The sequence below is a fragment of the Bradyrhizobium murdochi genome (genome assembly GCF_000472965.1).
GTDB lineage: Bacteria > Pseudomonadota > Alphaproteobacteria > Rhizobiales > Xanthobacteraceae > Bradyrhizobium > Bradyrhizobium murdochi.
In genome coordinates, this window is the sequence record NZ_AXAU01000001.1 from 853435 (window position 1) to 869958 (window position 16524).

The 16524-nt window shown below is 62.4% G+C and carries 18 protein-coding genes; 10 read left to right on the forward strand and 8 right to left on the reverse strand.

Features of this window, described 5'->3' with window-relative positions; genetic code table 11:
* Positions 1-19: 19 nt before the first annotated feature.
* Complete coding sequence (locus YUO_RS0104320) at positions 20-265, forward strand: hypothetical protein (protein WP_028346182.1); 246 nt, start codon at positions 20-22, stop codon at positions 263-265.
* A 19-nt stretch (positions 266-284) separates the two neighbouring features.
* Here YUO_RS0104320 and YUO_RS0104325 read toward each other — a convergent pair whose 3' ends face one another.
* Entirely contained in the window at positions 285-467 is a 183-nt protein-coding gene (locus YUO_RS0104325; RefSeq protein WP_028346183.1) for a hypothetical protein, read from the reverse strand.
* Positions 468-594: 127 nt separating this feature from the next.
* Between YUO_RS0104325 and YUO_RS0104330 the strand changes: the two genes are divergently transcribed.
* Complete coding sequence (locus tag YUO_RS0104330; protein WP_028346184.1) at positions 595-948, forward strand: DUF6481 family protein; 354 nt, start codon at positions 595-597, stop codon at positions 946-948.
* Between the two features lie 176 nt (positions 949-1124).
* Here YUO_RS0104330 and YUO_RS0104335 read toward each other — a convergent pair whose 3' ends face one another.
* Positions 1125-1355: a pentapeptide MXKDX repeat protein gene (locus tag YUO_RS0104335; protein WP_028346185.1), complete on the reverse strand. Its 231-nt coding sequence runs from the start codon at positions 1353-1355 to the stop codon at positions 1125-1127.
* 203 nt (positions 1356-1558) lie between these two features.
* Between YUO_RS0104335 and dctP the strand changes: the two genes are divergently transcribed.
* The gene (gene dctP / locus YUO_RS0104340; RefSeq protein ID WP_028346186.1) at positions 1559-2581 is read left to right on the forward strand and encodes a TRAP transporter substrate-binding protein DctP; all 1023 of its coding nucleotides are present in this window, start codon (positions 1559-1561) and stop codon (positions 2579-2581) included.
* A 19-nt stretch (positions 2582-2600) separates the two neighbouring features.
* On the opposite strand, the gene YUO_RS0104345 is transcribed toward dctP, so the two are convergent.
* Entirely contained in the window at positions 2601-3281 is a 681-nt protein-coding gene (locus YUO_RS0104345) for a GntR family transcriptional regulator (RefSeq protein WP_028346187.1), read from the reverse strand.
* A 172-nt stretch (positions 3282-3453) separates the two neighbouring features.
* On the opposite strand from YUO_RS0104345, the gene YUO_RS0104350 reads away from it, so the two are divergent.
* The 4 genes from YUO_RS0104350 (at position 3454) to YUO_RS0104365 (ending at position 7355) form a co-directional block, all read left to right on the forward strand.
* Positions 3454-4077 carry a TRAP transporter small permease gene (locus YUO_RS0104350; RefSeq protein ID WP_430649526.1) on the forward strand — a complete coding sequence of 208 codons (624 nt, stop codon included), beginning with the start codon at positions 3454-3456 and terminating at the stop codon, positions 4075-4077.
* Entirely contained in the window at positions 4077-5342 is a 1266-nt protein-coding gene (locus YUO_RS0104355) for a TRAP transporter large permease (RefSeq protein WP_028346189.1), read from the forward strand. Before YUO_RS0104350 ends, YUO_RS0104355 begins: the two co-directional genes overlap by 1 nt.
* 26 nt (positions 5343-5368) lie before the next feature.
* Positions 5369-6352, forward strand: a complete 984-nt coding sequence (locus YUO_RS0104360; protein WP_028346190.1) for a TRAP transporter substrate-binding protein — start codon at positions 5369-5371, stop codon at positions 6350-6352.
* 76 nt (positions 6353-6428) lie between these two features.
* Positions 6429-7355: a dihydrodipicolinate synthase family protein gene (locus YUO_RS0104365; RefSeq protein ID WP_028346191.1), complete on the forward strand. Its 927-nt coding sequence runs from the start codon at positions 6429-6431 to the stop codon at positions 7353-7355.
* A gap of 152 nt (positions 7356-7507) precedes the next feature.
* Here the strand turns inward: YUO_RS0104365 and YUO_RS0104370 are convergent, their stop codons facing one another.
* The 4 genes from YUO_RS0104370 to YUO_RS0104385 form a co-directional block, all read right to left on the reverse strand.
* Positions 7508-8413, reverse strand: a complete 906-nt coding sequence (locus YUO_RS0104370; protein ID WP_028346192.1) for a hydroxymethylglutaryl-CoA lyase — start codon at positions 8411-8413, stop codon at positions 7508-7510.
* Positions 8410-10419 carry an acetyl/propionyl/methylcrotonyl-CoA carboxylase subunit alpha gene (locus YUO_RS0104375; protein ID WP_028346193.1) on the reverse strand — a complete coding sequence of 670 codons (2010 nt, stop codon included), beginning with the start codon at positions 10417-10419 and terminating at the stop codon, positions 8410-8412. Before YUO_RS0104375 ends, YUO_RS0104370 begins: the two co-directional genes overlap by 4 nt.
* 2 nt (positions 10420-10421) lie before the next feature.
* Positions 10422-12026 (reverse strand): carboxyl transferase domain-containing protein, encoded by a 1605-nt coding sequence (locus YUO_RS0104380; RefSeq protein ID WP_028346194.1) that lies wholly within the window; start codon positions 12024-12026, stop codon positions 10422-10424.
* A 113-nt stretch (positions 12027-12139) separates the two neighbouring features.
* Positions 12140-13312 carry an isovaleryl-CoA dehydrogenase gene (locus tag YUO_RS0104385; RefSeq protein ID WP_028346195.1) on the reverse strand — a complete coding sequence of 391 codons (1173 nt, stop codon included), beginning with the start codon at positions 13310-13312 and terminating at the stop codon, positions 12140-12142.
* Between the two features lie 184 nt (positions 13313-13496).
* On the opposite strand from YUO_RS0104385, the gene YUO_RS39725 reads away from it, so the two are divergent.
* Entirely contained in the window at positions 13497-14165 is a 669-nt protein-coding gene (locus YUO_RS39725) for a TetR/AcrR family transcriptional regulator (RefSeq protein ID WP_083754454.1), read from the forward strand.
* A 7-nt stretch (positions 14166-14172) separates the two neighbouring features.
* A complete protein-coding gene (locus tag YUO_RS0104395; RefSeq protein WP_035726110.1) occupies positions 14173-14670 on the forward strand; it encodes an Lrp/AsnC family transcriptional regulator in 498 nt (165 codons plus the stop codon).
* A 175-nt stretch (positions 14671-14845) separates the two neighbouring features.
* Here the strand turns inward: YUO_RS0104395 and YUO_RS0104400 are convergent, their stop codons facing one another.
* A complete protein-coding gene (locus YUO_RS0104400) occupies positions 14846-15151 on the reverse strand; it encodes an ETC complex I subunit (protein ID WP_028346197.1) in 306 nt (101 codons plus the stop codon).
* Between the two features lie 223 nt (positions 15152-15374).
* Here YUO_RS0104400 and YUO_RS0104405 point away from each other — a divergent pair, with 223 nt between their 5' ends.
* Positions 15375-16520, forward strand: coding sequence for an OpgC domain-containing protein (locus YUO_RS0104405; protein WP_028346198.1), 1146 nt, complete (start codon positions 15375-15377; stop codon positions 16518-16520).
* Positions 16521-16524 lie beyond the last annotated feature (4 nt).

Below are 16524 nucleotides of genomic sequence, written 5' to 3' on the forward strand. Positions count from 1 at the left end.
CGCGTGTGCAGGACGTGCAATGGACGAGCAGGAAGCGAGCAAACAGGGCTCCGGCAAGCAGGAAACGAGCTACGACTACCATCGCTACAAGCAATTGCTGGCGGAAGCGGTCGACGAGACCAAACGGCTCGAGCTGATCGAGATCATCGTCAGGGAAAAGGCCTGCGAGAGGCTGGAGGCGCAGCGGATCGCGGACCGGGTAGCGATGACCGCAATGACGGTTGCACGCGTCCTTGGATCCGCGGCCCGTCGCGATAATATCTAGATAATATCTAGAAGAGCGATCAGGTCGCCGAAGCGAGCATTACCAGCGAGCCGACCAGCCCGATCAACGCAGAGGCCAGAAGCCCGTATTGAAGGATCGCCAGCGCCCGGCCTGGCGCTTCGGTCGCCGTTGCCATCTCGTAGAGCAGCCAAGCTGACGTAATCCCGCTCATCAGGATCAGATTGGGCCATTTGCTGCTCACGCAAGCCTCCTCTGCTCTACCCGCCCCCTTTCGACGCTGGCATTTTGCCCCGGCTTCACTTACCTAGTCGCCAATCCGCGCGCGTGGCGCGCCCAACCCCAAGAGTGAAAGCGACAAGGCTTCTTTTATGAGTGGATTCAAGGAACCGAGCTTCGCGGACCGCCAGAAGGCCGCGATGCAGGCGCGGCAGAACATTTTGAACAAATTTCGCGCCCAGCCGGGACCCGACGATCCCGAAGTGAAGCGCCGCCAAGCCGAGCGCGAGGCCATCGCCGCCGCCCGCGCCAAGGCGAGAGAGGCCAAGGAAGCCGAAAGGGCCGAACAGAAACGTCGCGAGGCCGAGGCCGCCGCGGCGGAGGCCGCCAGAATAGCGCGCGAAAAGGAAGAAGAGGCCGCCAGGCAGGCAGCGCTAGAGGCTGAGCAAAAGGCCAAGCGTGATGCGCGTTACGCCGCACGCAAGACCAAGGGCAAGAAGAAATAGGCCTGCGATCCGCGGCCGGTGCTAGCGCGTCCGCTTAAGGCCCGGTCATCCCGGGATGGCGCGTTAGCACCAGACCTCAGATGCGCAACTGCGCATCGGAGAATCTCGAGATTCTCCGATGTACAGTTGCACATCGTAGCTCGATGCTGCGCGTCGCCCCGGAATGACGCTGCGGCTCAGTTCTTCTTCATGCCGTCTTCTTTTTTCATGCCGTCGTGCTTCATGCCTTCCTTCTTCATCATGCCGTCCTCTTTCTTCATGCCGTCCTTGGACATGGACTCCTTCTTCATGCCGTCGCCCTTGCCCATTTTGTCCTGAGCGAAGGCGGCTGGCGCGAACGCGAGGCCAAGCGAAACAAGCGCGGCAGAAAGGCCGAGGCCGATACGGGTCGTGGTGGTGGTGGTCATGGAATGGTCGTCCTTGCTTTGGGTTGGCTTCTGGAAAGCGACGTCTGCCGCTTCCCAAACGACGATGGCACGACCGGTTTTGTTACCGGCCACGCCCCAAAGTTCTGCAATTCTCACGGTTAGTTGAAGCGGGCACATTCAGCTAATATGGGTTGAAGCCGGGCCGGATTGCCGATCCAAGAACCGTTTGCTGGGGACAAACCATGCTCACGCGCCGCCATGTCATCGCATCTGCGCTCGCCGCGCCTGCCGTGCTTCGTTTCGGCACCGGCACGGCCGATGCGGCCACCACGCTGAAGATCTCGCATCAGTTCCCGGGCGGCACCATCGACAAGGGCGACTTCCGCGACCGGCTGTGCCGCATCTTCGCCGCCGAAGTCGCCAAACGCAGCGGCGGCGAGATCGCAGCCGAAGTCTATCCGAACGCCTCGCTGATCAAGACCAACGCGCAATTCTCGGCAATGCGCAAGGGTGCTCTCGATATCAGCCTCTACCCGATGCCGTATGCCGGCGGCGAGCTGCCGGAGACCAATATCGGCCTGATGCCGGGCCTGGTCGCAACCTACGATCAGGGTCTGCGCTGGAAGAATGCGCCGGTCGGCAAGGCGCTAAGCGACTTCCTCGCCGACAACGGCATTATCCTTCTCACATGGGTCTGGCAGGCCGGCGGCGTCGCCAGCCGCTCCCGACCGATCGTCGCGCCTGATGACGCCAAGGGGCTGAAAGTGCGCGGCGGCTCGCGTGAAATGGATGTGGTGCTGAAGACCGCGGGTGCCTCGGTCCTGTCGATGCCATCGAACGAAATCTACGCCGCGATGCAGAGCGGCGCATGCGATGCCGGTATCACCTCCTCCACCAGCCTGATCTCGTTCCGCCTCGCGGAGGTCGCCAAATCTCTGACCTCGGGCGCCGGCGCCTCCTATTGGTTCATGCTGGAGCCATTGATGATGTCGAAGGCAATCTTCGACAAGCTACCCAAGAAGCAGCAGGACATCATCCTGACAGTCGGCAGCGAACTGGAAGCGTTCGGCCGCAAGGGCGCGCAGGACGATGATATCGAGGTCGCCAAGGTCTATGAGAAGGCCGGCGCCAAGGTCAGCACGCTCGATGTCGCGACCGTCAGCAAGTGGCGCGACATCGCGCGCGATACCGCCTGGAAGGACTACAGCGCCAAGTCGGCGATGTCGGCCAATCTGCTGAAGCTCGCCAGCGATGTCCCCGCATGATGCATGGTCCGCTTCCGGATCAACGCCCTGCGCGCGCCACGATTGAGCCGCCGCCCACCACCTGCAACAGGTCCGTACGCACCGCCTCGATATGCTGCCCAAGAAACCTGCAGGCCTGGTCGATCTCTTTCGCCCGGCACAGCTCGATCAGGTGAGCGTGCTCCTTTTCGGCCGTGCCCATCGCCTTGGTATTGGAGAGCTGCAGACGCGTGTAGCGGTCGCTGGTCTGCAAGAGCGCCACGACGATCGCCTTGGTACGCGGCTGTCGGGCGTGAACGTAGAGCGCCATATGGAAATCAGCGTTGAGCTGCCCCCATTCGCTGACGTTGCGCGCCTTGATCGCTTTCTCGAAGCGCTTCTGGATGTCGTCCAGCGCGGCAAAGTCTTGTTCCGCAAAGTGCGGCGCCGACTGCGCCAAGAGCCGCGGCTCCATGATTCTGCGAAGATCGAACACGTCGTTGATTTCGTCTAGCGATAGCTCCGAGACGATCGCGCCTTTTTGCGGGACGATGCGCACCAGCCCCTCCGCCTCGAGCTGAAACAGCGCTTCACGCACGGGAATGCGGCTGACGCCATATGCCTCGCCCAGCGCATCCTGCCGCAGTTGGGAGCCGGCCGGATAAGTCCCGTCGAGAATGGATTGCCTGAGCTGATCGACGATCGCAGCCGACAGCGTCCGGTGCTTCAGAGGGACTTTCATTTGACCTTCCGTCGTCATCGCCGGCCTTTCCGATCGGGGCGGCCCCGTTTCGCACGTTGAAATGGTCCGCGGCAGCGAAAGCCGAGGTGCCCATAATCTCCATTTGACAAGATTGTATAAATTATACAACTTCAAATGACACGAGAAATCTTGACGGGCAGCGGGGCTCTTTATGATCGAGCAGGCAATTGCGGACATGCCAGCGTTCAGCGCCCGGGGAATCGTCGTCAGGGCTTCGAGTCTGCTGCTCGCTTTCGAGCGCATCGCGCTGATGGGGCTGATGTATCTGCTGACGGCGCTGATCCTGGTGAACGTCGTCACCCGCTACTCGCACTTCCCGATCTACTGGATCGATGAATCGGCGGTCTATTGCGTGGTCTGGCTGACCTTCATCGGCGCCTCCGCGATGACGCGGCTCAGGCTCGACTTCGCCGTCACCATGATGACCGAGCGCCTCTCGGCGCGGCATCAGAAACTCGCGAGGATCATAGCGACCGGCATGGTCGTCGTGTTCGGCGTGGCGCTGATCATCACTTGCTTCCTCTGGATGGATCCGATCGGGCTAGCTCGCGCCGGCTTCGACGCCCGCAAGCTCGCCGCCGAGACATTCAACTTCCTCTACACCGAGCGCACCCAAACGCTGAACTGGCCGACCTGGGTGCTCTATTTGACGCTGCCGATCTTCGCGGTCTCCATGACCATTCATGGCCTGGCAAACCTGCTCGAAGATCTCGAACTGGTGGCGCGGACGCCGCCGAAGGGTTTTCAACTCTCCGAACTCGACGGGGTCAACTAGTGATCACGTCAGCCGCCTTCATCGCGATCATGTTGGTCGGGGTACCGATCGGCCTTTGTCTTTGCCTGGCTGGGCTTGTCTTCATCATCGCGTCAGGCAATCCGGTTCTGTTTCAATCCTACCCGCTGCAGCTCTTCGGCGGGGTCGACAGCTACGGCCTGATCGCCATCCCGCTGTTCATCCTGATCGGCGAAATCATGAATGGCGGAGGCATTACCCGGCGCATCGTCGACATGGCGATGGCGTTCGTCGGCTCGCTGAAAGGCGGCCTCGCCTACGTCAACATCCTCGCCAACATGTTCATCGCCTCCATCCTGGGATCTGCGACCGCGCAGGTCGCGATCATGGCGCAGATCATGGTGCCGGAGATGGAAAAGAAGGGCTACGACAAGACCTTCGCGGCAGGGCTGACAGCCTATGGCGGCATGCTCGGACCGATCATTCCACCGTCAGTGATGTTCGTCGTCTACAGCGTGCTGGCGCAGGTATCGGTCAGCGACATGCTGATTGCCGGCATCATCCCGGGCGTGATCCTGACGACGATGTTCTGCGTGGTCATCGCACTGATGGGATACGTCTACAACTATCCCAAGGCCGATTATCAGACACCGCGGCAGCGGCTGGCGACGATCCTGCGGACATCGCCGACGCTGCTGATTCCGATCGTGATCGTCGGCAGCATTCTCGGCGGGCTCGCCAACGCGACGGAGTCCGCGGCCGTCGGCGCGGTAGCCGCCGCTCTCGTCGGAAAATTCTGGACCAAGGAGTTCAGGTTTTCGCAGCTCCCGCAGATGATGCTGCGCGCAGGCGTCTACTCGGCCATCGTGCTGTTCCTGGTCGCGGCGGCCGCCGTATTCTCCTGGGTGCTGGTGTTCGGCAAGGTGCCGCAGGAGACCGCCGCATGGATCCAGTCGGTCGCCAAGGATCCCGTCAGCTTCATGCTGCTTTGCAATGTGATCCTGCTGGTGATCGGAACGGTCATCGACGGCATTCCCGGCCTGATCATGACGGTGCCGATCCTGCTGCCGGTCGCGACCGAGATCTATCACATCGACCCGCGCCAGTTCGGCGTCGTCGTGGTGATCAACCTGGTGCTCGGATTGCTGTCACCTCCAGTCGGTCTTTGCTTCTTCGTGGCCGCCGCCGTCACCGGAGCCAAGCCGGGCAAGATGTTCATGGTGACGCTGCCGCTGTTCGGCATCTCCTGCATCCTGCTGGTGCTGCTCTCGCTCTATCCCTCCCTCTCCCTCGTCCTCATCAAGTAGGTCCAACCCCCTTAAGGAGCATTGTCATGTCGCTTTCACGTCGCCGCTTCCTTGCCGCCAGCGCGGTTGTGCCGCTGTTCGCGCCGTCGCTGGCGCTGGCACAAGCCAAGGAATTCCGCCTCGGCTTGATCACGCCCAATGGTCATTCCTGGAACAAGGCGGCGCTGAAACTCGGCGACGACCTCAAGGCTGCTACCAACGGCCGCCTGACCATGACGGTGTTTCACTCCGGCCAACTCGGCAATGAACCGGCGATGATGCAGCAATTGCAGTCCGGCGCGCTCGATATGGGCTTCATCCAGGCCGCCGAGCTCGGCTCGCGCGTGCCGCATATCGCTGCGATCAACGCGCCCTACATCGTGCGCTCGACACCGTCGGTCGCCAAGTTCGTTCGCCATCCGGCCGCGATCAAGCTGTTCGAGGTGCTGCCGCAGGAAACCGGCACGATCGGCCTCGGCTGGGGCATCACCGGCATGCGCGCCATCTTCTCGTCGAAGGACCTGACGACCTTGGCCGATATCAAGGGCATGAAGCTGCGCATCAACCCGACGCCGGTCTATCGCGATTTCTATTCGTCGCTGGGTGCGGCGCCGACGCCGATCCCGACGCCGCAGGTGTTCGATGCCATGGCGAACGGCCAGGTCGACGGCCTCGAGGCGGACCTGGAGTTCTCCTGGAACCAACGCTTCGACAAGGTGTCAAAAGTCATCCTGCAGATGAATGCCGTCTTCATGCCGATGGCAGCGATCGTCTCCGGCCGCGTCTGGCAATCGCTGCCGGCAGCCGACCGGGAGCTGATCACAAAGACCGTCAAATCGACGCTCGATGCGCAGATCGATGAATTGGCGGGCAATGAGCCCAAGCTGATCGAGAACTTCAAGAACGCGCCGATCCCGATCCGTCAGGTCCCGGCCGGGGATACCGAAGCGGTCATTGCCGAATTCGATAAGGTCTGGCTGCCCAAGGCCCCGGTCCTTGCCGAGTTGCGCAAAGTCGGCGCGACGCTCTGATGCCATCCCATCGTTTTCAAGCCAAAGCCCGGCGGATTCATCAGTCCGCCGCAACAATTCCAATGGAGCTAAACAAATGAGCCCACGCATTTCCTGGGAAGGCGTCTTCCCGGCCGTCACCACGCAATTCAATGACGACCTGTCGCTCAATATCGATGCGACCGCCAAGGTCATGGACGGCCTGATCCGCGACGGTGTTTCCGGACTGATCGTTTGCGGGTCCGTCGGCGAGAACACTTCGCTGGAGCGCAAGGAGAAGGTCGCGATCATGGAAGCCGCGAAATCCGTCGCCGCGGGTCGCGTACCCGTGCTGTGCGGCATCGCCGAGTTCACGACCGCCTTCGCCGTCGAGACCGCCAAGGAAGCGGCGCGCGTCGGCATCGACGGCGTGATGGTGATGCCTGCGCTGGTCTATTCGTCCAAGCCGCACGAGACTGCCGCACATTTCCGCGCGGTCGCCACGGCGACCGAACTGCCGGTGATGCTCTACAACAATCCGCCGATCTACAAGAACGATGTCACGCCGGACATTCTGGCCTCGCTCGCCGACGTCGAGACCGTCGTCTGCTTCAAGGACTCCTCCGGCGACACACGGCGCTTCATCGACACCCGCAACATGGTTGGCGACCGCTTTGTCCTGTTCGCCGGCCTCGACGACGTCATCGTCGAGAGCGTCGCCATGGGCGCGGTTGGCTGGGTCTCCGGCATGTCGAACGCCTTCCCGCGCGAGGGCGAAACCTTGTTCCGCCTCGCCAAGGCGGGACGCTATGCTGAGGCGATGCCGCTGTACGAATGGTTCATGCCGCTGTTGCACCTCGATGCCCGTCCGGACCTTGTCCAGTGCATCAAGCTTTGCGAGCACATTATGGGCCGCGGCACCGCGCTGACCCGCCCGCCGCGGCTTGCACTGCTGCCGCACGAGAAGGCCGAGGTCGAGGCCATGATGGCCAAAGCGCTGAAGAACCGGCCGGCGCTGCCGAACGTCGGGCTGAAGGCCGCGTAAGCGGCCTATCCTTGCTGCGTCATAAGTCCCTCATGGTGAGGAGCGCGAAGCGCGTCTCGAACCATGAGGCCCGTGTGTGGCCTACATCCTTCGAGACGCCCGCTCTGCGGGCTCCTCAGGATGAGGAGTTTGAGCAGCTATGACGCGTAGGACTATTTGGCGGCCTTCTTCGCGTTCAACGCTGCAGCAACGCGGCTGACCGGCGGGCGGCCGATCAGCCCACTGACCACATTGGTCGCCGCCACCAGCTTTGCCATGTCGACGCCGGTCGCAATGCCCATGCCTTCGAGCATGTAGACCACATCCTCCGTCGCGACATTTCCCGTCGCGCCGGGGGCGTAGGGGCAGCCACCGAGACCGCCGGCGGCGGAATCGATCACGCGGCAGCCCTCCTCCATCCCGGCGTAGAGATTGGCGAGCGCCTGGCCGTAGGTGTCGTGGAAATGCATCGCCAGATTGGCCATCGGCACGTGGCCGGCGACGGCGCGCAATAGCTGCCGCGCTTTCAGCGGTGTGCCGACGCCGATGGTGTCGCCGAGCGAGATTTCGTAACAGCCGAGATCCCACAACACCTTTGCGACATCGACCACCGCCTGCGGCTTGATCTCACCCTCATAGGGACAGCCGAGCACGGTGGAGATGTAGCCGCGCACCCTGACGCCGTCGGCCCCAGCGCGAGCGAGCACCGGTTTGAAGCGTTCGATCGATTCAGCGATCGAACAATTGATGTTGGCGCGGGAAAAGCTTTCCGACGCCGCAGCGAATACCGCGATCAGTTTGGCGCCGGCGGCCTGAGAAGCCTCATAGCCCTTCTCGTTCGGCACCAATACCGGAAGTTCGCAATTCGTATGATGGCTGACGCCCCGCAACACCTCGGTCGATCCGACCATCTGCGGGATCGCCTTTGGAGAGACGAAGGCGCCGACCTCGACGGTATGGAGGCCCGCGCCGATCAATGCCTCAATGAACGCGATCCGGTCGGCGACGCTGATTGGCGTCTTCTCGTTCTGCAGCCCATCGCGCGGGCCGACCTCGACAATGTGAACGCCTTCGCTCATGACACAGCCGCCGGTTCGATTTCGGCAAGTTCGACGCCTTCGCCGACGATATCTCCGACCTTACACCTGATTTTCGTCAACACGCCCGCAAAGGGCGCGCGCAGGGTCTGCTCCATCTTCATGACTTCCAGCGTCAGGATCGCCGCGCCCTTCTCCAGCGTCGCGCCTTCCTCGGCCAGCAACGCCACTACGGTCCCCGGCAGCGGCGCCACGATCTTGTCCTCGCCGACCAGTTCCTCGGTCTCGCCGCCGAACGGATCGATCCAATGCAGTTCGAAGCGGCCGTTCCGGGTGCGGAGGTAAAGCTCATGGCCTTCGATCACCGCCGTGACGCGCGATTTTATGCCCTCGATCGTCAGATCGAAGCTGCCTTCTTCCGCGGACGAGGTCGCGAAAACGAACTCGTGCTTGCCGATGGTCAGTTTCGACGGACCATTGCCATAGTGCAGCGTCACCTTGTGTTCGGCGCTCTGCCCCTGACGGAACGAGAACACCCGCTTCCGCTGGCCGACCGGCATCCACCCAAATGTCTGCCAGGGCGAATGCGCTTCCTTCCGCGCGGCGTTCTGCTCATCGACAACAATTGCCGCCACCGCGGCACAAAGCTCGAGGTCCCCCGCCGTCCCCGAGGATTCTGTCAGCTTCTTCAACTCGCGCTCGATGAAGCCGGTGTCGATGGTATTGGCGCGCACCTGCGGGTGCGTGACCAGCGCGGACAGGAACGGAATATTGGTGACGATGCCGCGGACGTCGGTCTCTTCCAGCCCACGGTTCAGCCGCTCGATCGCTGCCTGACGGGTCGGCGCCCATGCAATGACCTTGGCAAGCATGGCATCGTAGTATGGCGACACCGCATCGCCGCTGCGATAGCCTGCATCGATCCGCAGGCCGTCGACCGCCTCAGGCGTGCGCCAGGTCCTGATCCGGCCGACTGACGGCATAAAATTCTTCTGCGGATTTTCGGCATAAACCCGCGCCTCGATGGCGTGTCCGTTCAGCTTGATCTCGTTCTGCGCTAACGGCAGCTTTTCGCCGAACGCCACCCGCAACTGCCATTCGACGAGATCGACGCCGGTGATGAGCTCGGTTACGGGATGCTCGACCTGCAGGCGGGTGTTCATTTCGATGAAGAACACCTCCTTGCCGTCGGAGACGAATTCGATGGTGCCGGCGCCGACATAGTTGACCGCGGCAGCCGCCTTGCGCGCAGCCGCGCAGACTGTTTCGCGTTGCTTGGCGTCCAGCGTCGGCGATGGCGCCTCCTCGACCACCTTCTGGTGCCGCCGCTGCAGCGTGCATTCACGCTCCCAGAGCGAGAGCAGATTGCCGTGGCTGTCGCCAATGATCTGCACCTCGATATGCCGGGGGTTTTGCACGAATTTCTCGATCAGCATGCGATCGTCGCCGAACGCAGCCTTCGCTTCGCGCTTGGCGCTGACGATCGCCGCCGCAAGCTCGCCGGCCGAATTGACCACACGCATGCCGCGCCCGCCGCCGCCGGCGGAAGCCTTGACCAGAACGGGGAAGCCGATCTTCTCGGCGGCGTTCGCAAGCGTCGCCTCGTCCTGGGCCTCGCCGTGATAGCCGGGCACCAATGGCACGCCAGCCTTTTCCATCAGCGCTTTCGAGCCGGACTTCGAGCCCATCGCCGTCATCATCTCGGCCGTGGGGCCGACGAACACCAAGCCCGCATTAAGACACGCCTGGGCGAATTCGGCATTCTCAGACAGAAAGCCGTAGCCGGGATGCACCGCCTCGGCGCCGGTCTGGCGCGCCGCGTCGATCACGCGCTCGACGTTGAGATAGCTATCGCGCGCCCGCGCCGGGCCGAGCAGCACGGCCTCGTCGGCCATGGCGACATGCATGGCGTCGCGGTCGGCCTCGGAGTAGACGGCGACGGTACGCAGCCCCATGGCCCGCGCGGAGCGGATCACACGGCAGGCGATCTCGCCGCGGTTGGCAATCAGCAGTGTGCAAAAACGCCGGTAAAGTTTCGAGCGGTCCATCGTCACATCCTGAACAGGCCGAATTTCGTGGGTTCAATCGGCGCGTTGGCCGCGGCGGACAGCCCAAGGCCCAACACCAGGCGGGTGTCGGCGGGATCGATCACGCCATCATCCCACAGCCGCGCTGTGGCGTAATACGGATTGCCCTGGCTTTCATACTGGGCACGGATCGGCGCGCGGAACTTGTCCTCTTCCTCGGCCGACCAGCTTTCGCCCTTCGCCTCGATATTGTCGCGGCGGACCTGGCTCAGCACCATGGAGGCCTGCTCGCCGCCCATGACGGAGATGCGAGCATTTGGCCACATCCAGAGGAACCGCGGAGAATAGGCGCGGCCAGACATGCCGTAATTTCCGGCACCATAGGAACCGCCGATCACGACAGTGAATTTTGGCACGCCGGCGGTCGCGACCGCCGTCACCAACTTGGCGCCGTCGCGCGCGATGCCACCGGCCTCGTATTTCTTGCCCACCATGAAGCCGGTAATGTTCTGCAAAAACACCAGCGGAATATTGCGCTGGCAGCACAGCTCGATGAAGTGCGCGCCCTTCAGCGAGCTCTCGCTGAACAGGATGCCGTTGTTGGCGATGATGCCGACCGGATAGCCCCAGACATGAGCGAAGCCGCAAATCAGCGTCCCGCCGTAGAGCTTCTTGAACTCGTCGAACTCCGAGCCGTCGACGATCCGCGCGATGATGTCGTGGACGTCGAACGGCTTTCTGCCGTCGGCGGAGACCACGCCGTAGATTTCCTCGGCGGGAAACAGCGGCTCCCGCGGCTCGCGCATGTTCAGCACCGCGCGCGTCGGCGGCTTCAGCGTGGCGACGATGCGCCGCGCGATTCCGATAGCATGTGCATCGTTCTGCGCATAGTGATCGGTGACGCCGGAGTGGCGGGAATGCACGTCGGCGCCGCCGAGTTCTTCGGCGGATACCACCTCGCCGGTCGCGGCTTTCACCAGCGGCGGGCCGCCGAGAAAGATGGTGCCCTGATTGCGCACGATGATGCTCTCGTCCGACATCGCCGGCACATAGGCGCCGCCTGCGGTGCAGGAGCCCATTACGATGGCGATCTGCGGAATGCCCTGTGAGGACATCTGCGCCTGGTTATAGAAGATGCGGCCGAAATGCCGCTCGTCCGGAAAGATTTCGTCCTGCAACGGCAGGAAGGCGCCGCCGGAATCGACCATGTAGACGCAGGGCAGATTGTTCTGGCGCGCGATATCCTGCGCGCGCAGATGCTTCTTCACCGTCATCGGATAATAGGTGCCGCCCTTGATGGTGGCGTCGTTGGCGACGATCACGCATTCGCGTCCCGAAATGCGCCCCACCCCGGTAATGACGCTCGCAGAATGGACGTCGCCGCCATAGAGCCCGTGGGCCGCGAGCGGCGACAATTCGAGAAACGCTGTGCCGGGATCGACCAGCAGGTCGACGCGCTCGCGCGCCAGCATCTTGCCCCTCGATGTATGCCGCTTGCGCGACACCTCGCCGCCGCCGCCGGCGACCACCTTGAGCTTCTCGCGCAGTTCGGCCACGAGACCCCGCATCACGTCGGCATTGCGGGCAAACTCGGAGGACGTGGGATCGATGGTGGAATGAAGCGGCATGATCGGCGTTTTCTTTGGATGCGAGGGAGCCGTTGGAATGGCTTCAGAACGGCCGGAGCGTAACGTTCGAGGAAGATATGACAGCCTGTATCATCTGTGCCTCGGTGTGAAGTTCAAGCCGTCATTTCGAACAGCTCCCGCCCGATCAGCGTGCGGCGGATTTCGCTGGTGCCGGCGCCGATCTCGTAGAGTTTGGCGTCGCGCAACAGCCGCCCGGTCGGATAGTCGTTGATATAGCCGTTGCCGCCAAGGAGCTGGATGGCGTCGAGCGCGCATTGCGTCGCCTTCTCGGCGGCGTAGAGGATCGCGCCGGCGGCGTCCTCGCGCGTGGTCTCGCCGCGGTCGCAGGCCTTGGCCACCGCATAGACATAGGCGCGCGAGGCGTTCATCGTGGTGTACATGTCGGCGATCTTGCCCTGCACGAGCTGAAACGAGCCGATCGGCTCGCCGAACTGCTTGCGCTCGTGCACGTAAGGCAGCACCACGTCCATGCAGGCCTGCATGATGCCGATCGGGCCAGCGGCCAGCACCGCGCGCTCGTAGTCGAGGCCAGACATCAACACGTTGACGCCGCGGCCGACCTCGCTCAGCACATTCTCCTCGGGGACTTCGCAATCCTCGAACAAGAGTTCACAGGTGTCGGAGCCGCGCATGCCAAGCTTGTCGAGCTTCTGCGCGGTGGAAAATCCCTTCATGCCCTTTTCGATGAGGAAGGCGGTGATGCCGCGCGGGCCGGCTTGGGCATCGGTCTTGGCGTAGACCACCAGCGTGTCCGCCTCAGGGCCGTTGGTGATCCACATCTTGTTGCCGTTGAGCACGAAGCGGTCGCCCTTCTTCTCGGCGCGGGTCTTCATCGAAACCACGTCCGAGCCGGCACCTGGTTCGGACATCGCCAGCGAGCCGACATGTTCGCCCGAGATCAATTTCGGCAGGTATTTGCGCTTCTGTGCATCACTGCCGTTGCGGCGGATCTGGTTGACGCAGAGGTTGGAATGGGCGCCATAGGACAGGCCGACGGAGGCGGACGCCCGCGACATCTCTTCCAGCGCAATGCAATGTTCGAGATAGCCGAGGCCGGCGCCGCCATATTCCTCTTCCACCGTGATGCCGTGCAGGCCGAGCGCGCCGATCTTGGGCCAGAGGTCGCGCGGGAACTGGTTGCTGCGGTCGATCTCGGCGGCACGCGGGGCGATCTCGTTTTGCGAAAATGAATGCACGGTTTCGCGGATTGCGTCGGCGGTCTCGCCGAGGTCGAAATTGAGGAGCAGCGCCCGGTTTGAGGCCATCATTCCACCCTTGCGTTTCCTTCGAATTAAACGATCATACGTTTTTTTACTACCCTCGCAAGTGAGACCTGATGTTACCCAAATAATCGCCGCAGCCAATTGAAATTACTATATTTTCATGCCAGTATTATACGATCGCCTGCTCGTTTCCGGAGGGCGAATACCCTCCACTCCCAGAGGTCCAATGGCGCGAACGATCGGCTCACACGGCCCCAAGACGATGGAGGCGATCCGCAAAGCCGGTCTGCGCCTGATCTTCGAGCGCGGCTACGCCGCGATGAGCCTGCGCCAGCTTGCGGCCGAAGTCGGGATCCAGTCGGGCTCGCTCTACAATCACATCTCGACCAAGCAGGAATTGCTGTTCGTGCTGGTACGGGACCACATCAACGAGCTGCTGCGCCAGCTCGATCGTGCCCTGCAGGGGAAACAGGGGCCGGCCGACAAGCTCCGTGCCTTCGTCGCCTTTCACGTCAGCTACCACATGACCAAGAAGCGCGAGGTCTTCATCGCCAATTCCGAGCTGCGAAGCCTGGAGCCGAAGAACTACGAGGAGATCGTGGCGCTGCGCGGCGCCTATGAGCGGCGGCTTGCGGACATCCTCACCGAGGGTGTCACGGAAGGCGAGTTCGAGGTCGTCGACATCCAGGTGGCGACGTTTGCGATCCTGTCGCTCCTGACCGGCCTCACTGCCTGGTACCGGCCCGGCGGGCGGCTCACCAAGGAGGCGATCGTCGCCGCCCATGAGAAGCTGGTGCTATCGGGCGTCGCTCCTGGCGCGACGCCTGCGCGAACGCAAACCAAGCGCGTGCTCTCCCCTGATGTCACGGCTCGCGGCAGGCCGGAGGGCGGATGAGGTGCCGATGACGGAACGCCAACCCCTCGACGAATTCGACCTGAAAATCCTGTCCGAGTTGCAGAAGGATGGACGCATCCGCAACAATGAGCTGGCGGACAGGGTCGGCCTCTCGGAGCCTCCGTGCCGGCGCCGCGTTCGGTCCTTGCGCGAGCGCGGCTATGTCAGTGCCATCAAAGCCACGCTCGACGAAAAGCTCCTTGGCTACGAGGTTATTTCCTACGTATTGATTCAGTTGCAGAGCCAGGCTCAGGCGACGTTACAGGCGTTCGAAAAATCGATCGCGGCAATACCGCTGGTCCAGCAGAGCTGGCGCATTTCGGGCGATGCCGATTATCTGCTCAAATGCGTGGCGCGAAACGTCGAGGGCATGCACCAGCAGCTTCTGCAATTTTCAGCGATGCCCGAGGTCCGCAATATCAGAACGTTCCCGGTGCTTGGCGTCGCCAAGGATGCGCCGCTGCCGATATCCCCAAATCCGGCGGCATCTGACCCGGGGCAGTAGGCCCCACGTCTACCGCGCCGATCGGGCGCTTAGCTCTACTGCGTCATAAGCCCCTCATGGTGAGGAGCGCGAAGCGCGTCTCGAACCATGAGGCCCCGTCTGTGGCCCTACATCCTTCGAGACGCCCGCTCTGCGGGCTCCTCAGGATGAGGGGTTTGAGCGGCTGTGACGGAGATTAGTGGGTCCAGGGCTCGACGCGCTTGAAGGCGAAATTGTCGGCGTAAGCGGCCGGCCGGCGCGCCGCATCCTTGGGCTCGATCACCTGGTAGGCGATGCCCTTGCGCTCGCAATAGGCGATCGCGTCTTCCTTGGTGTCGAAGCGCAAGGTGAGCTGCTGCTTCATGTCGGAGGACGAGGTCCAGCCCATCAGCGGCTCGATCGCCCGCGGCTGCTCGGGCTCGTAATCGAGCTGCCATTCCTGGGTCTGGGCCCTTCCCGATTGCATCGCGTTCTTGGCAGGCTTGAAAATGCGGGCGGTCATTGGATGGTCGGGTCCTCAAGCGATATGGAAGCGTTTGGTGGAAACGGCCGGGATAGTATAGAGACACCTTTCAGGAATTTGATCGGTGATTCCGGAAACCCGGATGTACCATTTCCGTGCCGGTATAGTCATTATGCCGTAATGTGACAATCCAGGGCTATCCGGCGCCCGGGACCCGGTCTTGCGGCGCGATCTTACCGAAAGCATCACGAAGCGGCACCCCATGAAAATCAACGCTACCCTGCCAGAAAAAGGACGCGACCTCCGGCTCGACCTGTTTCGCGGAATCGCGAACTGGGCGATCTATCTGGACCATATTCCAGACAATGTCGTGAACTGGATCACCACCCGCAATTACGGGTTTAGCGACGCCGCCGACCTGTTCGTCTTCATTTCCGGCTATACCGCCTCGTTCGTCTATGCCCGGATGATGCTCGAGCGCGGCTTCATCGTCGGCGCCACCCGGCTGACCAAGCGCGTCTGGCAGCTTTATGTCGCCCATATCATCCTGTTCGTGATCTATATCGCCTCGATCAGCTATCTGGCGCTGCGCTTTGGCGACTCCGAACTGGTCAACGAATTCAACGTCGCCGTCCTGGTCGACAATGCGACCGAAACGCTGCGGCAGGGCTTGTTCCTGAAGTTCAAGCCGCTCAATCTCGACGTGCTGCCGCTCTACATCGTGCTGATGGGCCTGTTCCCGCCGGTGCTGTGGATCATGCTGCGCCAGCCCAACTGGACCATGCTGGCCGCGATCGTGCTGTGGCTGGTGTCGCGGCAGACCGGCTGGAACCTGCCCGCCTATCCGATCGGCACCTGGTACTTCAACCCGTTCGCCTGGCAGGTGCTGTTCGTATTCGGCGCATGGTGCGCGCTCGGCGGTGCCCGCAAGAACATGCACATCATCAACGCACCGATCACGCTATATCTATGCATCGCCTACCTGATCCTGGCGCTGGTCATGACCATGGCCGGCCGGTTTCCGGCGTTCGGCGAGTTGTTCCCGCAATGGCTCTATTCGATGTTCAACCCGAACGACAAGACCAACCTCGCGCCCTACCGCTTCCTGCACTTCGTGGCGATCGTGATCCTGGTCATTCGTTTCGTACCGAAGGAATGGCCGGGACTGGAGTGGAAGATCTTCGATCCGCTGGTGGTCTGCGGCCAGCAGTCGCTCGCCGTGTTCTGCGTCGGCGTGTTCCTATCGTTCGTCGGGCATTTCGAACTGTCGATGAGCACAGGCTCGCTGTTCGCGCAGATCTTCGTCAGCGTGACCGGCATCGCGATCATGACCATCGTGGCCTATTACATTTCCTGGTCGAAGCGGCAGGACAAGCCGCTCAAGCCGGCAGCGCCGAAAGCCGCCTGAGCGG

Coding starts and splice junctions, on each gene's coding strand:
- YUO_RS0104320 (WP_028346182.1), top strand. CDS start 20: ATGGACGAGCAGGAAGCGAGCAAACAGGGCTCCGGCAAGCAGGAAACG.
- YUO_RS0104330 (WP_028346184.1), top strand. CDS start 595: ATGAGTGGATTCAAGGAACCGAGCTTCGCGGACCGCCAGAAGGCCGCG.
- YUO_RS0104335 (WP_028346185.1), bottom strand. CDS start 1,355: ATGACCACCACCACCACGACCCGTATCGGCCTCGGCCTTTCTGCCGCG.
- dctP (WP_028346186.1), top strand. CDS start 1,559: ATGCTCACGCGCCGCCATGTCATCGCATCTGCGCTCGCCGCGCCTGCC.
- YUO_RS0104345 (WP_028346187.1), bottom strand. CDS start 3,281: ATGAAAGTCCCTCTGAAGCACCGGACGCTGTCGGCTGCGATCGTCGAT.
- YUO_RS0104350 (WP_430649526.1), top strand. CDS start 3,454: ATGATCGAGCAGGCAATTGCGGACATGCCAGCGTTCAGCGCCCGGGGA.
- YUO_RS0104360 (WP_028346190.1), top strand. CDS start 5,369: ATGTCGCTTTCACGTCGCCGCTTCCTTGCCGCCAGCGCGGTTGTGCCG.
- YUO_RS0104365 (WP_028346191.1), top strand. CDS start 6,429: ATGAGCCCACGCATTTCCTGGGAAGGCGTCTTCCCGGCCGTCACCACG.
- YUO_RS0104370 (WP_028346192.1), bottom strand. CDS start 8,413: ATGAGCGAAGGCGTTCACATTGTCGAGGTCGGCCCGCGCGATGGGCTG.
- YUO_RS0104375 (WP_028346193.1), bottom strand. CDS start 10,419: ATGGACCGCTCGAAACTTTACCGGCGTTTTTGCACACTGCTGATTGCC.
- YUO_RS0104380 (WP_028346194.1), bottom strand. CDS start 12,026: ATGCCGCTTCATTCCACCATCGATCCCACGTCCTCCGAGTTTGCCCGC.
- YUO_RS0104385 (WP_028346195.1), bottom strand. CDS start 13,312: ATGGCCTCAAACCGGGCGCTGCTCCTCAATTTCGACCTCGGCGAGACC.
- YUO_RS39725 (WP_083754454.1), top strand. CDS start 13,497: ATGGCGCGAACGATCGGCTCACACGGCCCCAAGACGATGGAGGCGATC.
- YUO_RS0104395 (WP_035726110.1), top strand. CDS start 14,173: ATGACGGAACGCCAACCCCTCGACGAATTCGACCTGAAAATCCTGTCC.
- YUO_RS0104400 (WP_028346197.1), bottom strand. CDS start 15,151: ATGACCGCCCGCATTTTCAAGCCTGCCAAGAACGCGATGCAATCGGGA.
- YUO_RS0104405 (WP_028346198.1), top strand. CDS start 15,375: ATGAAAATCAACGCTACCCTGCCAGAAAAAGGACGCGACCTCCGGCTC.